Genomic DNA, 14,488 nt, shown 5'->3' with positions numbered 1-14,488 from the left:
GCGTCCATCAGCCCTTGACCGAACCCGCCATCAGGCCGCTGACGAACCAGCGCCCGAGGATGATGTACACGAGCAACGTCGGCAGGGACGCGATCAGCGCACCGGCCATGCTCGCGGAGTAGTTCTGCAGCTGGCCGCTGGCGAGGAAGTTCAGCGAGATGGTGACCGGGCCGTTGCGCGAGTTCGAGAAGAACAGCGCGAACAGGTAGTCGTTCCAGGCCGACGTGAACTGCCAGATCAGCACGACGACGAACGCGGGCGCGGAGATCGGCAGCACGATCGAGGAGTAGGTGCGCAGCATCCCGGCACCGTCCACGCGGGCCGCCTCGATCAGGTCGGTCGGGATCGACGCGTAGTAGTTGCGGAAGATCAGCGTCGTGATCGGGATGCCGTAGACGACGTGCAGCACGATCAGGCTCGGCACGCCGTTCGGGACGCCGAGGTTCTGCATCAGCTGGACCAGCGGGATCATCACGGCCTGGTAGGGGATGAACATCCCGAACAGCAGCAGCGTGAAGACCACGTCGGCCCCCGGGAAGCGCCACTTCGCGAGCACGAAGCCGTTCATCGACCCGAGCATCGCGGAGATGATCGAGGCCGGGATGACCATCGAGAAGGTGCGCACGAGCGCCGGCGAGAGGACCTCCCAGGCCCGGTCCCATCCGGCGGTCTCCCACGACTGGGGCAGCGACCACGCGCGGCTCGGGGTCGCGTCGCCGAGACCCTTGAACGAGGTGACGAACAAGACGTACGCCGGCAGCAGCACGACCAGCAGGAAGAAGATCAGCAGGACGTACCGCACGGTGCGCATCGCCGTGGACCCGCCGGTGCGGTCCGAGCGCCGGCCGGAGGGCGCGAGGACGGTGTCGGCCGTGGGAAGAGCCGTGGTGCTCATCGGGTCAGCCGCTCCTGCCGGTAGGTGTAGACGAGGTAGGGGATGATCAGGAACGCCACGATCACGAGCAGGATCGTGCCGATCGCCGCGGAGCGGGCGTAGTCACCGCGGGTGAACTCGACCCACATCTGGATGGCCGGCACCTGGGTCGTGTAGTTCGTCTGGCCCGCGATCGCCATGATCAGGTCGAAGACCTTCAGCGACATGTGGCCGACGATCACGATGGCCGAGAGCGCGACCGGGCTGAGCTGGGGGAAGATCACGTGGCGGTAGAGCTGCCACTCCGAGGCGCCGTCGACCCGGGCCGCCTCGCGCAGCTCGTCGGGGATCCCGCGGAAGCCCGCGAGGAAGAGCGCCATCACGTAGCCCGACAGCTGCCAGATCGCGGGGAGCGCGATGGCGACGACACCCCATTGGGGGTCGGTCCACCACTGGTTCTGGAGGAACCCGAGCCCGACCTGGTCGAAGAGCCGGTTGAGGCCGCCGGCCCGGTCGCCCTCGGCGTTGTTGAGCAGCCAGCGCCACACCACACCGGAGGCGATGAACGAGACCGCCATCGGGAAGAGGTAGACGGCGCGGAAGAACCCCTCGCCCTTCACGCCCTTCTCCAGGAGCCAGGCCCAGATGAAGCCCATCACCAGGGTGCCGACGAGGAAGGCACCGGTGTACTTGAGCAGGTTCTTGAGCGAGTAGACGAACGTGTCGTCCTGGAACAGCGTCTTGTAGTTGTCGAACCCGACGTACGCGACGTCACCGCCGATGCGGTGGTGCTGGTCGGTCAACGAGGTGTTGAAGTTGACGCCGATCAGGCCGTAGACGAAGACCCCGATCAGGATCAGGGACGGGAGGATCAGCAGGACCGGGGGGCCCCACGATCGCCAGCCTCGGTTCACCATGCACTCCTTCTCGCCGTTGCCTGACCACGTGGCGGGTACCGGTCGGCCCGACCCCGCGGGGCCGGGCCGACCGAGCCGGAGATCAGCCGGCGTTCTTCTCAGCGGCGGCAGCCAGGTCGTCCTGGAAGCCACCGAGGTCACCGGTCGAACCGTACTTGGCGACGGCCGAGGTGATGTCGGTCAGCCAGCTGATCGGGGCCGCTGCGCCGTGGGCCAGCGACGAGACGATGTCGTCGTTGGCGTACGACTCGATCGCGGTCTGCTGGTAGTCACCGAACCCGGAGGTGTCGGCCTGCGTGTTGGCCGGGATCGAGCCCTTCTTCATGTTGAAGGCGGTCTGACCCTCGGGGCTGGCCACGGTGGAGAGCCAGGCCTCGGTGGTGGCGGGGTCGGGAGCCCCGACCGGGAGGGTGAAGGAGTCCGCGAGGAAGTCGAAGACACCGTCGGTGCCGGGCACCGGGTAGGCCAGGTAGTCCGTGCCCAGCTTCTTGCCCTGCTCCTCGAAGGCCGCGACGGCCCAGTCACCCATCACGTTGAACGCGGCGTCGCCGTCGATCACGAGCTGGGTGGCGTCCGGCCAGTCGAGCGACTGCCGGTCCTGGTTGGTGAGCTCGAACAGGGTCTGGTAGTCCTCGAGCGCGGCGCCGACCTCGTCGCCGGCCCAGTCGGTCGTGCCGTCCCAGAGGCCGTTGTAGGCGTCGGCGCCGAGGTCGGCGAGCAGCACGGTCTCGAACAGGTGGACCTGGGTCCAGTCGGTCGCGATCGAGAGCGGGATCAAGCCTTTGGCCTTGATCTTCTGCAGGTCGGAGATCCAGTCGTCGAGGCTCGCGTACGTCGCCTCGGGGTCGACGCCGGCGTCCTTCAGCACGGCCGGGTTGGCCCAGACCACGTTCGCCCGGTGGATGTTGGACGGGACGGAGTAGATCTTGCCGTCCTGCTCCAGCCGGTCGAGCAGGGTCTGCGGGAAGTAGTCGTTCCAGCCGTTGTCCTCGTACATCTGGGTCAGGTCCTCGATCTGCCCGTTGTTGATGTAGTCGGTCAGCTCCGCGCCCGCGTGCGCCTGGAAGGTTCCGGGCGGGTCGTTGGTCTGCAGCCGGGAGGCCAACACGTTCTTCGCGTCGCTACCGGCGCCGCCGGCGACCGCACCGTTGACGAACTTGATGTCCGGGTACTGGTCGTTGAAGACCGCCACCAGCGCGTCGAGGCCGGCCTTCTCGCTGCCCTCGGCCCACCAGGTGAAGACCTCGACCTCGCCACTGGCGGCGTCGCCGTTGGACGAGGTGTCGTTGTTGCCTTCGCTGTCGCTTCCCCCGCAAGCAGCCAGGAGCACGAGGGCACCAGCCGCAACCAGCGCGCTCAGCGCGCGTCGCGTGCGATTCATCTTTCCTCCATAGGTCGGTCATTTGAAGTTGTCGCGCCTTTGCGAACATTCCGAGTGCTGCCGCGCGAAAGGTTGCTCAGGAGCCCGACCGAGGCTCCTGTCGCCACGCTAAGAGCCCTATTAGTTCGGGTCAAGGATCAAAGGTAGGAAGATGCCGGAATGTTATGTCCGGATCCCGAATGAATCCGGTACCCTCGACGCATGGCTCAAGGCGGATCCCTCGGCGAGCTGCGCGCCGCCAATCTCGCCCTGGTGATCTCCACCATCGAGCAGACCGGGGCGCTCTCCCGTGCGGACCTGATGCGGCGCACCGGCCTGTCCCGATCGACCGTGTCCAGCCTGGTCGTCCAGCTCCTCGACCAGGGCGTGCTGGTCGAGCGTCTCGACCGCGGCACGCCGTACAAGGGCCGCAGCGGCCGGCCGCCGATCCTCCTCGAGCTCGCGGCCCTGACCGGGGTGGTCGCCGGCATCGACGTCGGGCACCGCCACGTCCGGGTCGCCCTGGCCCGGCCGGACTCGACCATCGTCCTCGAACGCTCGGTGGCCCTCGATGTCGATGACTCGCCGCGCGAGTCGATGGATCGCGTGGCGACCCTGCTCGACGAGCTGCTCGCGGAGTCGGGCCACGAGCTCTCGGACGTGCGCGGGGCCGGCCTGGGCATTCCCGGCCCGGTGGACCGCGGGGGCCGGATGACCTCCGGGATCCTCCCCACCTGGCGCGGGCTCCAGCCGGCCGCCGAGCTGGCGGAGCGGACCGGAGTCATCGCCCGGGTCCACAACGACGCCCACCTCGGAGCCCGCGGGGAGCTTGCGTACGGCGCCGCGTGCGGTCACCGCGACGTCATCTACGTCAAGGCCTCCACGGGCATCGGCGCCGGACTGATCGTCGACGGCCACCTGGTCACGGGAGCCACCGGGATCGCCGGCGAGCTGGGCCACGTCCAGGTCGACGTGAACGGCGTGATGTGTCGCTGCGGGAGCCGCGGCTGCCTGGAGACCGAGGTGTCCGGACCCAAGCTCGTGGAGCTGCTCCAGCCGGCGTACGACGAGCAGCTGACCGTCCCGCGCATCCTGGAGCTGGCCCAGTCGGGCGACGCGGGCGCCACCCGGGCGCTCAACGACTTCGGCCGCCGGATCGGCCGGGTGCTCGCCAACATCGCGAACATGCTCAACCCCGAGCAGGTCGTGGTCGGCGGCGGCTTCGGTGCCGCGCCGGCGCTGCAGGCCGGGATCCGGGACGCGCTGGACCGATACTCCCAACCGACCACGGCCGCGGCGATCACCGTCCTCGGGGGCGCGCTCGGCGAGCGTGCCGAGGTCATGGGCGCGATCGCCGTCGCCCTCGACCCTCTCGAGGCCCCCCGGTCGGGCCGCCAGCACTCCCGGTCGCACGGCGCCGGGTGACAGACTCCAGGGCATGAGCGAGTCGAAGCGTGCCCTCGTCGTGACCGACGTGCAGAACGACTTCTGCGAAGGCGGCTCACTGCCGGTGGCGGGCGGGGCGCGGGTGGCGGCAGACATCGCCGAGGTCCTGCACCTGTGGAGCGTGCAGGGGCCCGGGGCGCCCGACTACGCGCACGTAGTGGCCACCAAGGACCACCACATAGATCCGGGCGAGCACTGGTCCCGCGAGCCGGACTACCTCGACTCCTGGCCGGTGCACTGCCGGGTGGGGACCGACGGCGCCTCCTTCCACCCGAACCTCGACCCCCAGCCGTTCGACGCCATCTTCTTCAAGGGCGAGCACCAGGCGGCGTACTCCGGGTTCGAGGGCCGCACCGTCGAGGGGGTGGGGCTGGCCGAGTGGCTGCGGTCGCGCGGCGTGACCGAGGTGGACGTGTGCGGCATCGCGACCGACTACTGCGTGCGCAAGACCGCCCTGGACGCCGTGCGGGAGGGCTTCACGACGCGGCTCCTCGCCGACCTGTGCGCGGGCGTGGCCCCGGACACCTCGGCCGCGGCGCTCGAGGAGATGCGGGCCGCCGGGGTGAGCGTTGCCTGACCTCGAGGTCGACACCACCGACGGGGTGCTGCGGCTGAGGTTCAACCGCCCGGAGCTGCTCAACGCGCTCACCGGCGAGATGGCCGACGAGCTCGCCGGCACGATCGAGGCGGCGACCGGTCGTGACGAGGTCCGGGTCGTGGTGATCACCGGGGCAGGCTCGGCGTTCTCCGCAGGAGCGGACATCTCCGGCGCCGACGCCCACGAGCACCTCGACGTCTCGGCGCTCGACCGGGCGAACCGGATCGTCCGCGCGATCACGTCGTGTCCCAAGCCGGTCCTCGCCGCGGTCAACGGGATGGCTGCCGGCGTGGGGTGCTCGACCGCCCTCGCCGCCGACCTGGTCGTCGCCGGCTCCTCCGCGACCTTCCTCCTGGCGTTCTCGCGGATCGGCCTGATGCTCGACGGCGGTGCCTCGCTGACGGTGGCGGCCGCGATCGGCCGGACCCGTGCGATGCGGATGGCCCTGCTCGCCGAGCCGCTGGGCGCCGCGGAGGCGCACCGGGTCGGCCTGGTCAGCCATCTGGTCCCGGACCACGAGCTCGCGTCGTACGTCGACGCGCTCGCCGGCCGCCTCGCCACCGGACCGCCGCTGGCCCTGGCCGCGAGCAAGAAGGCGGTCAACGCGGCGACCCTCGCCGGCCTGGACGCCGCCCTCGAGCGCGAGCGCACCGGCCAGACCGTCCTGCTCCGCACCGCCGACGCCGCCGAGGGGATGCGCGCCTTCTCCGAGCATCGCCGGCCGGTGTTCCGCGGCGAGTAGCCGCGCCCTCCCCCGCCTCGCGGCGAAGGAGGGCGCGACGGTCGGCGACGCTCAGCTCACCGTGATCGGCTGGCCACCGGAGACCAGGCGCCAGTCGACGGAGGCGAACTGGGCCGGGTCGATGGTTCCGTGGGCGGTGACCCAGTCGATGAGCAGCTGGCGGATCTCGTTCTGCCGGTTGTAGACGACCGGGGCGGTGGAGACCGCCGGGAACCCGCCGCCACCGGACTGGCGGTAGTTGTTGACGGCCAGCACGAACTGGTCGGCGTCGCCGACCAGCTTGCCGTCGTAGGACAGCCCGATGATCCGCGACCCGACCTCCTGGGAGATGTCGATGTCGTAGGTCAGCGGTGCGTCCAGCCCCGCGACGGCGTCGTAGTTGTAGTCCGGCGTGCCGTTCGGGGCCGTGCTGGTGACCGCGTTGGTGACCTGGTCCATCGTGAACGGCCCGGTGCCGGAGATCTTCTTGAAGTAGCGGGCGCTGTACTCGAGGTAGGCCTTGAGGTCCGCACCGCTGACCTGGACCGCCAGCAGCGTGTTGTCGTAGATGTAGAGGCCCGCAACGTCACGCACGGTCACCTCACCGGACGGGAAGGACGCGCTGCGGTTGAACGGCGCCGCGATGGAGAGCACCGGGAGCGCCGCGGCGGCGCCACTGAGACCGGCCTTGACCGCGTCGGCCTGCACGTAGTTCACGAAGTCGATGATCGGAACGTCCTCGACCACGGCGCGTGCCGCCGACATCGCTGCGGCCGAGCTGCCCACCGGGCTGTTCACGTACGACACGACGGTGTCGTGCTGCTCCTGGACCGCTGCCGCGACCGCAGGGTCCGCGTCGACGGTGTTCGAGTTGAGCAGCTGGGCGCCGCTTCCCGTCACGATCCACTTGAGCCGGCCCTGCTTGGTGTAGGACTCGTGCACGACGAGATCCATGACCGCCAGCCGCATGCCCCAGTAGTACGGCTCGCACAGCAGCACCTGCTGGCCGGTGACCTTGTTGCGCACGAACCGCTGCGCGATCTCCTTGTGCGCGTGGCCGACCAGGATCGCGTCGACGTGCGGGACCTGCTCGGCGACGAGGGACGCGGCGTTCTCGGGGAACGGCAGCGCATCGCCGTACGACGAGGAGGTGTCCGCGCCGGAGTGCGCGGAGACGATGACGACGTCGCAGCCCTTGGCCTTCATCTTCGGCACGAACTTCTTGGCCTGCTCGACCAGGCCGGGGAACTCCATCTTCCCCTCGACGTTGGCCTTGTCCCAGATCGCGATGCCGGGGTTGGTGAGACCGAGCACACCGACGCGGAGCTTGCGGCCGCGGCCGACGCGGAAGGTCTTGATCAGGTACGGCGCGAACGCCGGCAGCCCGGTCGCGGGGTCGACGGCGTTCGCCCCGAGCAGCGGGAAGTTCAGCTGGTCCTCGAAGGTCCGCAGCGTGTCCAGCCCGTAGTTGAACTCGTGGTTGCCGAGGGCGGCGGCGTCGTAGCCGACCAGGTTCATGGCGTTGGCCATCGGGTGGATGCCACCGGCCGTGATCGGCGCGATCCGGGCGTAGTAGTAGGCCAGCGGCGTGCCCTGGATGGTGTCGCCGGCGTCCAGCGTGAGGATCGGCTCGCCGCGGCGCTCCTCGCGCATCGCCTTGACCAGGGTCGTGACCTTGGCGATGCCGATGTCGTCGTGGGCGGAGTTGTCGAACTCCTTGTTCTTGAAGTAGTCCCAGTTGTAGACGTTGCCGTGCAGGTCGGTGGTGCCGAGCACGGTCAGCCGGACCCCTCTTCTGCCGATGCGGGAGTCCACCTCCGAGGCGTACGACGGCGTGACATACCCGGACGCGGCAAGGGCCGCTCCCCCGGTGACGCCGCCCGCGAGCACGGCGCGGCGTGAGGGCATGACTTGGGACACAACTTCCTCCTGGAATCGATAGGAACAAGAAATGTCCTATCACTCCCGGGGCATCAGCGAGCCCATTTGTCGGCCAACGCCTCGATGACCGTCAGGTTTCGATTCGTGGCGACGCCGAGGTGCCGCTCGATCACCGCGTTGGTGAGCCGCGCCTGGTGGTAGTTCGCGCCCAGCAGGAGGTGCACGGCGCGTCCGGAGACGCGCGCGACCTCCTCGGCACTCGCCAGCGCCTCGACCTCCGCGACGGCCGCTGCGGAGGGCGACTCCTTCAGCAGCGAGACGTAGTGCCGGCCCCCGTGCCCGAAGCTCGCCGCCCGGTCCGCGATCTCGCGCAGCTGCGTCGGCGTGAACACGATCGTCGGCACCGCGAACCCGCGGTCGGCCTCGAACGCGTCCTCCAGCGTCCGCTCGATCCGGGCACGCGAGCGCAGCCGGGTGTCGAAGCGGACGTTGCCGGTGTTGAGGTAGGTCTCGACGTCGGTCCCCCCGGCCGCCTCGACCGCCGCCCGGATCGCGTCCTGGGGGAACTTCCGCTTCGCCCCGAGGTTGATCGCGCGCAGGAAGCCGATGTAGGTGGCCACCCACCGCATGATGCCGGGTGGTCCACGTCACGTGGAAGTACATAGGATTCCTATGTACTGTCGCTGGACGTGCCACCCGCCGATCAGACCGACGCCGACGCCGACGGCTCCGCGCACGGGAGCGACCTGACCCGCGACCTCGCCAGCGACCTGGTCGTGCATGCCGCCCGCCTCGTCCGCGCCGTACGCCGGGAGCTCGAGCTCCCCGCCGGCACCCGGGTGATCTCGTTGCTCGACGAGCACGGACCGCTCGGCGTCACCCACCTGGCCGCGGCCGACCGCTGCTCGCAGCCGACCATGTCGGCCCTGGTCACCCAGCTCGTCGAGCGCGGGTGGGTCACCAAGGCGCCGAACCCCGAGGACGCGCGTGGCACCGTCGTGGCGCTCACCGACGCAGGTCGCGCCGAGCTCGCCGTCGTACGCCGTCGCCACGGCGAACGCATCGCCGCGCTCGTCGCCGACCACCCCGCTCTGACCACCGAGGACCTGGCCACGGCGGTCGCCGTGCTGCGCGGTGTCCTCGAGAAGGGAAACCCCTCGTGAGCTCGTTCCTCAAGCAGCCCCGCGCCGTCTGGGCCGTCGCCTTCGCCTGCGTCATCGGCTTCATGGGCATCGGGCTGGTCGACCCGATCCTCAAGGAGATCGCGGCCGACCTCGGCGCGACCGGCAGCCAGGTGTCGCTGCTGTTCAGCAGCTACATGGCGGTGATGGGCGTCGCGATGCTCGTGACGGGCGTGGTCTCGAGCCGGATCGGCGCGAAGCGGACCCTGCTCTCGGGGCTGGTGCTCATCGTCGTGTTCGCCGCACTGGCCGGCTCGTCGGGCTCCGTCGGCGCCGTGATCGGCTTCCGGGCCGGGTGGGGTCTCGGCAACGCGCTCTTCGTCGCGACCGCGCTGGCGACGATCGTGCAGTCGTCGAAGGGCTCGGTCGCGCAGGCCGTCATCCTGTTCGAGGCCGCCCTCGGCCTGGGCATCGCCTCCGGCCCGCTGGTCGGCGGCCTGCTCGGCGAGCAGTCCTGGCGCGCGCCCTTCTACGGCGTGTCCACGCTGATGACGATCGCGGCGGTCGCGACCGCGCTGATGCTCCCGGCCACGCCGCCTCAGGGTCGGCGTACGTCGCTCGCCGACCCGTTCCGGGCCCTGCGCCACCCGGCACTGCTGCTGCTCGCGCTGGTCGCGGTCTGCTACAACCTGGGGTTCTTCACGCTGATGGCCGCCGGACCGTTCGCACTGCCGAGCTACGGGATCATGGAGATCGGCTGGACGTTCTTCGGCTGGGGTGTGCTGCTGGCGTTCACCTCCGTGGTCCTCGCGCCGTGGCTGCAGCGGCGCTTCGGCACGCTGCCCACGCTGACCGCGGTGCTGGCCCTGTTCGCGGCGGTGCTCGCGGTGCTGGCGGTGAACTCCGGGAACGAGACCACGATCACCGTCGGCATCGTGGTGATCGGCGGGCTCCTCGGCATCAACAACACGCTGGTGACCGAAGCGGTCATGGGCGCGGCCCCGGTCGAGCGGGCGGTCGCCTCGGCGGCGTACTCCTTCGTCCGGTTCACCGGCGGTGCGATCGGTCCGTACGTCGCGATGAAGCTCTTCGAGCGCCACGGAGCGGCCGCGCCGTTCTGGTTCGGCGCCGCGGCCGTCACCGTCGGGGTCGTGGTCATCGCCGCCGGCAGCACCACGATCCGGCGGGCCCTGGTCGGCACGCCCGCGTCCCACTCCGCCGCCGAGGCCGAGGCGGAGCTGCTCGGCGACCTGGCCTGACGATCAACGCCCCGGCTGCCGTGGCGGCCGGGGCGTTGCTCCCTCCCAGAAGGGAGACCGTGGGCGTCTCCCTCCCGGGGGAACGCTCGTCGCCCAGCCTAGGCGCACCCGCGGGGTCGTGTGCCTCAGCACGCGCCATGGCGCGTCGTCAGGCACACGACCCGAGCCTCAGAGGTTGCCGCGGAGCTCCTGCTCGCGCTCGATCGCCTCGAACAGCGCCTTGAAGTTGCCCTTGCCGAAGCCGAGCGAGCCGTGCCGTTCGATGAACTCGTAGAAGACCGTCGGCCGGTCCCCCATCGGCTTGGTGAAGATCTGCAGCAGGTAGCCGTCCTCGTCGCGGTCGACGAGGATCTTGCGCTTCTTCAGCTCCTCGATCGGCACCCGCACCTCGCCGATCCGGGCGCGCAGCTCGGGGTCGTCGTAGTAGGAGTCCGGGGTGTCGAGGAACTGGATGCCGTTCTCGCGCAGGACGTCGACGCTGCGCAGGATGTCGTTGGTCGCCAGCGCGATGTGCTGGCAGCCGGCACCGTCGTAGAACTCGAGGTACTCGTCGATCTGGGACTTCTTCTTCGCCACGGCGGGCTCGTTGAGCGGGAACTTCACCCGGTGGTTGCCGCTCGCGACGACCTTGGACATCAGCGCGGAGTAGTCGGTCGCGATGTCGTCGCCGATGAACTCGGCCATGTTCGTGAAGCCGAGCACCCTGTTGTAGAACGTCACCCACTCGTCCATGCGGCCGAGCTCGACGTTCCCGACGCAGTGGTCGATCGCCTGGAACAGGCGCTTGGGCCGGCCCTCGCGGCGGGTCACCGTGGTCGTGGCCGGCGCGTAGCCGGGCAGGTAGGGGCCGGAGTAGCGCGAGCGGTCGACCAGGGTGTGGCGGGTCTCGCCGTACGTCGCGATCGCGGCGAGCCGGGCCGTGCCGTGCTCGTCGGTCTCGTCGTGGGGCTCCACCAGGATCGTGGCGCCCATCGCCCGGGCGTGCTCGATGCACCGGTCGACGTCGGGCACCTCCATCGCCAGGTCGACGACCCCGTCGCCGTGCCTGCGGTGGTGGTCGAGCACCGGGCTGTCCGGGGTGACCCCGCCGGTGAAGACGAACCGGGCGCTGCCCGAGCGCAGCACGTAGGACTTGGACTCGCGACACCCGTTCTCCGGGCCACGGTAGGCCTCGAGCTCCATCCCGAGCGCGAGCTGGTAGAAGGACGCGGTCTGGGTGGCGTTGCCGACCACGAAGCAGACGGCGTCCTGGGCGATCACCGGGAAGGGGTCGTTGGCGGCGTCGTACTCCACGAGGCCGACCAGCTCCTTGAGCTGGTCGAGGGTCAGGTCGGCCTTGAGCTCGTCCGGTGTCAGTGTCATGCCCGCAGCGTGGTCAGGGTCACACAGGATGTGCAACACTAACCCGACACACTGGGCAATTTGTACAGTCGGAGGCATCAGGATGGACGACCTCGACGGCAGGTTGATCGAGCTGTTCGCCGAGCGTCCGCGTCTCGGCGTCCTCGAGGCCTCGCGGCGCCTCGGGGTGGCCCGTGGCACCGTCCAGGCGCGTCTGGACAAGCTCACCGCCACCGGCGTGATCACCGGCTGGGGCCCCGATCTCTCGCCCGCCGCGCTGGGCTACCCGGTGACGGCCTTCCTGACCCTGGAGATCCGGCAGGGCGCCCGCCAGGGCGGCCACGACACGGTCGGTGCCCACCTCGCCTCGATCCCCGAGGTGCTCGAGGTGCACACGATCACCGGTGCCGGCGACCTGTGGGCCCGCGTCGTCGCCCGGTCGAACTCCGACCTGCAGCGGGTGATCGACCGGGTGCTCGAGGCGCCGACGATCGTGCGGTCCTCGACCGTGATCGCCCTGGCCACGCAGGTCCCCTACCGGATGCTTCCCCTCGCGCGAACCCTCAGCTGAGCGGGCTTCTCGCCGATCTCTGGGCAACGGCAGCGGGCGATCCCTTGCTGCCTCCCCCACGTGCGGATGAGGAGAGTCGTGTTGAAGTTCCTGCGCAAGGCCGACAACCTGCAGATCGGAGTGCGCCTGGGCGCGGTGTTCGCCCTGTGCGGCGTCGTATGGCTGGGCGCGTTCGCCCTGGACCTGAAGACGCAGCACGACGCCGGCGTGGTCGAGGACCAGGTCACGGCGGCCCAACAGGGGCAGCAGATCGGCGACCAGCTCCTCATCGCCATCAACGACATCACCGGCTGGCAGGGCCTCTACATCGCCGACGCCGCCGCGATGGGTGTCGAGAAGGGCCTGGCCGACGACGCCTACAACGTGCAGGGCTTCACCGAGTCGCAGGCGGGCATCGACGACCTCTTCGCCACCATGGACACCTCGATGCTCACACCCGAGGAGAGCGCGATCATCGCCGAGGCGAAGGCCAACTTCGACCAGTTCTTCGCGGAGGACGTCAAGCTGCGCGCCCAGCTGAAGAGCCAGGGCCTCGACGCGCTGCCCGCGGTGATGGACAGCATCAACGGCGGGCCCGCCGGGGAGTCCTGGTCCGCGACGTACGACGCCTACGACCGCTTCCACAAGCTCATCGACGCCCGGGTGGAGAAGCTGCAGAACCAGCAGGACGCGGATCTGGCGGCCGGCAAGCGGCTGGTCCTGATCGCGCTCGGCCTGGCCATCGCGGTGGCCGTCGCGATGCTGCTGATCGTCACTCGCTCGGTGGTGCGGCCGATGCGACACATGGTCACCCAGCTGCGCCGCGTGGCCGAGGGCCACCTGGACGTGCGTGCCGGCCTGGACCGGCGCGACGAGGTCGGGCAGATGTCCACCGCCCTCGACGAGGCGCTCGACTCGATCTCCGGGTCGCTGCGTCAGATGAGCTCGAACGCCGACGACCTCAGCGCGGCCTCCGAGCGGCTCAGCACGGTCTCGACGCAGATGTCCGGCACCGCCGCCGACGCCGCGAGCCAGACCGGCCTGGTCGCGGCCGCCGCCGACCAGGTGTCCCACAACGTGCAGACCGTCGCCGCCGGCACCGAGCAGATGTCGGCATCGATCCGCGAGATCGCCCACAACGCCACCGATGCCGCCGCGGTCGCCGGTCGCGCCGTCGAGGCCGCCGAAGCCACCACGGCGACCGTCACGAAGCTCGGCGAGTCCTCCTCCGAGGTCGGCAACGTGATCAAGGTGATCAACTCGATCGCCGAGCAGACCAACCTGCTGGCGCTCAACGCCACCATCGAGGCCGCCCGCGCCGGCGAGGCCGGCAAGGGCTTCGCCGTGGTCGCCAACGAGGTCAAGGAGCTGGCCCAGGAGACCGCCCGCGCCACCGAGGACATCAGCCGCCGGATCGAGGCCATCCAGGCCGACACCGGCGAGGCCGTCGTCGCCATCGGCGAGATCTCCGGGATCATCGCCCAGATCAGCGACACCCAGACCACGATCGCCTCGGCGGTCGAGGAGCAGACCGCGACCACCAACGAGATGTCGCGCAACGTCGCCGAGGCCGCCACCGGCTCGGCCGACATCGCGCAGACCATCACCGGTGTCGCCCGGGCCGCGACCGAGAACACCGCCGCGGCCTCCAGCACCAGCCAGGCCGCCGAGGACCTGGCCCGGATGGCCGCCGACATGCAGGCGCTGGTCGGCCGCTTCACCTACTGACGCAGCGCCGACCCGGATCGGGGGAGGTCGAGGGGGGACGGCCCGGCTCTCACGAGAGCCGGGCCGCGACCTCCTCGGCGGCCCGGCGGACGACCGGGCCGACGGCGTCCACGTCGAGGTCGGTGCCCAGCGTGATGATGCCGACGCTCGCCTCGAGACCCTCGACGCCCCGCACGGGCGCAGCGATCCCCCGGGCTCCGGGCTGGAGCTCACCGGTCGTCACCGCGACGGACCCGCCGTCGGAGCGCCGGCCCAGCAGGATCGCCTTCCCGGCCGCACCCTGGCTCAGCGGATGCCGCGCGCCGATCCGGTAGCTCACGTGGAAGTCGGTCCACGACGGCTCGACGACCGCGAGCGCGAGCGCCTCCTCGCCGTCGGCGACCGTGAGGTGCGCCGTGCAGCCGACCGACTCGGCCAGCTCACGCAGCACGGGTACGGCGAGGTCGCGCAGCACCGGCTGCACCGCCGAGGCCAGGTGCAGCACGCGTAGTCCCAGGTGCAGCCGCCCGCGCGGATCCCGCCGTACCAGCGCGTGCTGCTCGAGCGTGCTCACCAGGCGGTAGACGACGGTCCGGTTGACCTCGAGCCGGGCGGCCAGCTCGGTGACCGTCAGTCCGTCGCTCGCGCGGGCGAGCACGTCGAGGACCCGCAGCCCGCGGTCCAGCGTCTGGGAGGTCTCGGCCGGCACGCTC

General features: G+C 70.3%; 14 protein-coding genes. 7 read left to right on the top strand and 7 right to left on the bottom strand.

Going from position 1 to position 14,488, the window contains the following annotated elements; translation table 11 throughout:
• Nucleotides 1-7: 7 nt before the first annotated feature.
• From NOCA_RS08010 to NOCA_RS08000, 3 genes are all read right to left on the bottom strand, one after another.
• On the bottom strand, nt 8-895 hold the full coding sequence (locus NOCA_RS08010; protein WP_011754767.1) for a carbohydrate ABC transporter permease: 888 nt from the start codon (nt 893-895) through the stop codon (nt 8-10).
• Nucleotides 892-1,791, bottom strand: a complete 900-nt coding sequence (locus NOCA_RS08005; protein WP_041546384.1) for a carbohydrate ABC transporter permease — start codon at nt 1,789-1,791, stop codon at nt 892-894. Before NOCA_RS08005 ends, NOCA_RS08010 begins: the two co-directional genes overlap by 4 nt.
• An 82-nt stretch (nt 1,792-1,873) precedes the next feature.
• A complete protein-coding gene (locus NOCA_RS08000; protein ID WP_011754765.1) occupies nt 1,874-3,172 on the bottom strand; it encodes an ABC transporter substrate-binding protein in 1,299 nt (432 codons plus the stop codon).
• 201 nt (nt 3,173-3,373) lie between these two features.
• On the opposite strand from NOCA_RS08000, the gene NOCA_RS07995 reads away from it, so the two are divergent.
• From NOCA_RS07995 to NOCA_RS07985, 3 genes are read left to right on the top strand one after another with little or no spacing between them, the layout of a single operon-like run.
• Complete coding sequence (locus NOCA_RS07995) at nt 3,374-4,576, top strand: ROK family transcriptional regulator (RefSeq protein ID WP_011754764.1); 1,203 nt, start codon at nt 3,374-3,376, stop codon at nt 4,574-4,576.
• Nucleotides 4,577-4,589: 13 nt separating this feature from the next.
• Nucleotides 4,590-5,174 carry a nicotinamidase gene (locus NOCA_RS07990; RefSeq protein ID WP_011754763.1) on the top strand — a complete coding sequence of 195 codons (585 nt, stop codon included), beginning with the start codon at nt 4,590-4,592 and terminating at the stop codon, nt 5,172-5,174.
• Complete coding sequence (locus tag NOCA_RS07985; RefSeq protein WP_011754762.1) at nt 5,167-5,937, top strand: enoyl-CoA hydratase; 771 nt, start codon at nt 5,167-5,169, stop codon at nt 5,935-5,937. The genes NOCA_RS07990 and NOCA_RS07985 overlap by 8 nt, the downstream gene beginning before the upstream one ends.
• A 51-nt stretch (nt 5,938-5,988) precedes the next feature.
• Here the strand turns inward: NOCA_RS07985 and NOCA_RS07980 are convergent, their stop codons facing one another.
• Nucleotides 5,989-7,824: a bifunctional metallophosphatase/5'-nucleotidase gene (locus NOCA_RS07980; protein WP_041546382.1), complete on the bottom strand. Its 1,836-nt coding sequence runs from the start codon at nt 7,822-7,824 to the stop codon at nt 5,989-5,991.
• Between the two features lie 65 nt (nt 7,825-7,889).
• A complete protein-coding gene (locus NOCA_RS07975) occupies nt 7,890-8,426 on the bottom strand; it encodes a DUF1697 domain-containing protein (RefSeq protein WP_011754760.1) in 537 nt (178 codons plus the stop codon).
• Nucleotides 8,427-8,486: 60 nt separating this feature from the next.
• Here NOCA_RS07975 and NOCA_RS07970 point away from each other — a divergent pair, with 60 nt between their 5' ends.
• Nucleotides 8,487-8,960 carry a MarR family winged helix-turn-helix transcriptional regulator gene (locus NOCA_RS07970; RefSeq protein ID WP_011754759.1) on the top strand — a complete coding sequence of 158 codons (474 nt, stop codon included), beginning with the start codon at nt 8,487-8,489 and terminating at the stop codon, nt 8,958-8,960.
• Nucleotides 8,957-10,177: an MFS transporter gene (locus NOCA_RS07965; RefSeq protein WP_011754758.1), complete on the top strand. Its 1,221-nt coding sequence runs from the start codon at nt 8,957-8,959 to the stop codon at nt 10,175-10,177. The genes NOCA_RS07970 and NOCA_RS07965 overlap by 4 nt, the downstream gene beginning before the upstream one ends.
• 168 nt (nt 10,178-10,345) lie before the next feature.
• On the opposite strand, the gene hppD is transcribed toward NOCA_RS07965, so the two are convergent.
• Nucleotides 10,346-11,539 carry a 4-hydroxyphenylpyruvate dioxygenase gene (hppD, locus tag NOCA_RS07960; protein WP_011754757.1) on the bottom strand — a complete coding sequence of 398 codons (1,194 nt, stop codon included), beginning with the start codon at nt 11,537-11,539 and terminating at the stop codon, nt 10,346-10,348.
• Between the two features lie 82 nt (nt 11,540-11,621).
• Between hppD and NOCA_RS07955 the strand changes: the two genes are divergently transcribed.
• Together NOCA_RS07955 and NOCA_RS25600 are read left to right on the top strand one after the other, a co-directional pair.
• Nucleotides 11,622-12,089: an Lrp/AsnC family transcriptional regulator gene (locus tag NOCA_RS07955; protein WP_011754756.1), complete on the top strand. Its 468-nt coding sequence runs from the start codon at nt 11,622-11,624 to the stop codon at nt 12,087-12,089.
• A 78-nt stretch (nt 12,090-12,167) separates the two neighbouring features.
• A complete protein-coding gene (locus NOCA_RS25600; protein ID WP_011754755.1) occupies nt 12,168-13,796 on the top strand; it encodes a methyl-accepting chemotaxis protein in 1,629 nt (542 codons plus the stop codon).
• A 49-nt stretch (nt 13,797-13,845) separates the two neighbouring features.
• On the opposite strand, the gene NOCA_RS07945 is transcribed toward NOCA_RS25600, so the two are convergent.
• The gene (locus NOCA_RS07945) at nt 13,846-14,484 is read right to left on the bottom strand and encodes an IclR family transcriptional regulator (protein WP_041546379.1); all 639 of its coding nucleotides are present in this window, start codon (nt 14,482-14,484) and stop codon (nt 13,846-13,848) included.
• Between the last annotated feature and the right edge of the window lie 4 nt (nt 14,485-14,488).

This window comes from Nocardioides sp. JS614 (assembly GCF_000015265.1).
In the GTDB taxonomy this organism is placed as follows: Bacteria; Actinomycetota; Actinomycetes; order Propionibacteriales; family Nocardioidaceae; genus Nocardioides.
Note: the sequence above shows the minus strand (reverse complement) of the source record. Positions and strands in the feature narration are given on the sequence as shown.

Coding starts and splice junctions, on each gene's coding strand:
- NOCA_RS08010 (WP_011754767.1), bottom strand. CDS start 895: ATGAGCACCACGGCTCTTCCCACGGCCGACACCGTCCTCGCGCCCTCC.
- NOCA_RS08005 (WP_041546384.1), bottom strand. CDS start 1,791: ATGGTGAACCGAGGCTGGCGATCGTGGGGCCCCCCGGTCCTGCTGATC.
- NOCA_RS08000 (WP_011754765.1), bottom strand. CDS start 3,172: ATGAATCGCACGCGACGCGCGCTGAGCGCGCTGGTTGCGGCTGGTGCC.
- NOCA_RS07995 (WP_011754764.1), top strand. CDS start 3,374: ATGGCTCAAGGCGGATCCCTCGGCGAGCTGCGCGCCGCCAATCTCGCC.
- NOCA_RS07990 (WP_011754763.1), top strand. CDS start 4,590: ATGAGCGAGTCGAAGCGTGCCCTCGTCGTGACCGACGTGCAGAACGAC.
- NOCA_RS07980 (WP_041546382.1), bottom strand. CDS start 7,824: ATGCCCTCACGCCGCGCCGTGCTCGCGGGCGGCGTCACCGGGGGAGCG.
- NOCA_RS07975 (WP_011754760.1), bottom strand. CDS start 8,426: ATGCGGTGGGTGGCCACCTACATCGGCTTCCTGCGCGCGATCAACCTC.
- hppD (WP_011754757.1), bottom strand. CDS start 11,539: ATGACACTGACACCGGACGAGCTCAAGGCCGACCTGACCCTCGACCAG.
- NOCA_RS07955 (WP_011754756.1), top strand. CDS start 11,622: ATGGACGACCTCGACGGCAGGTTGATCGAGCTGTTCGCCGAGCGTCCG.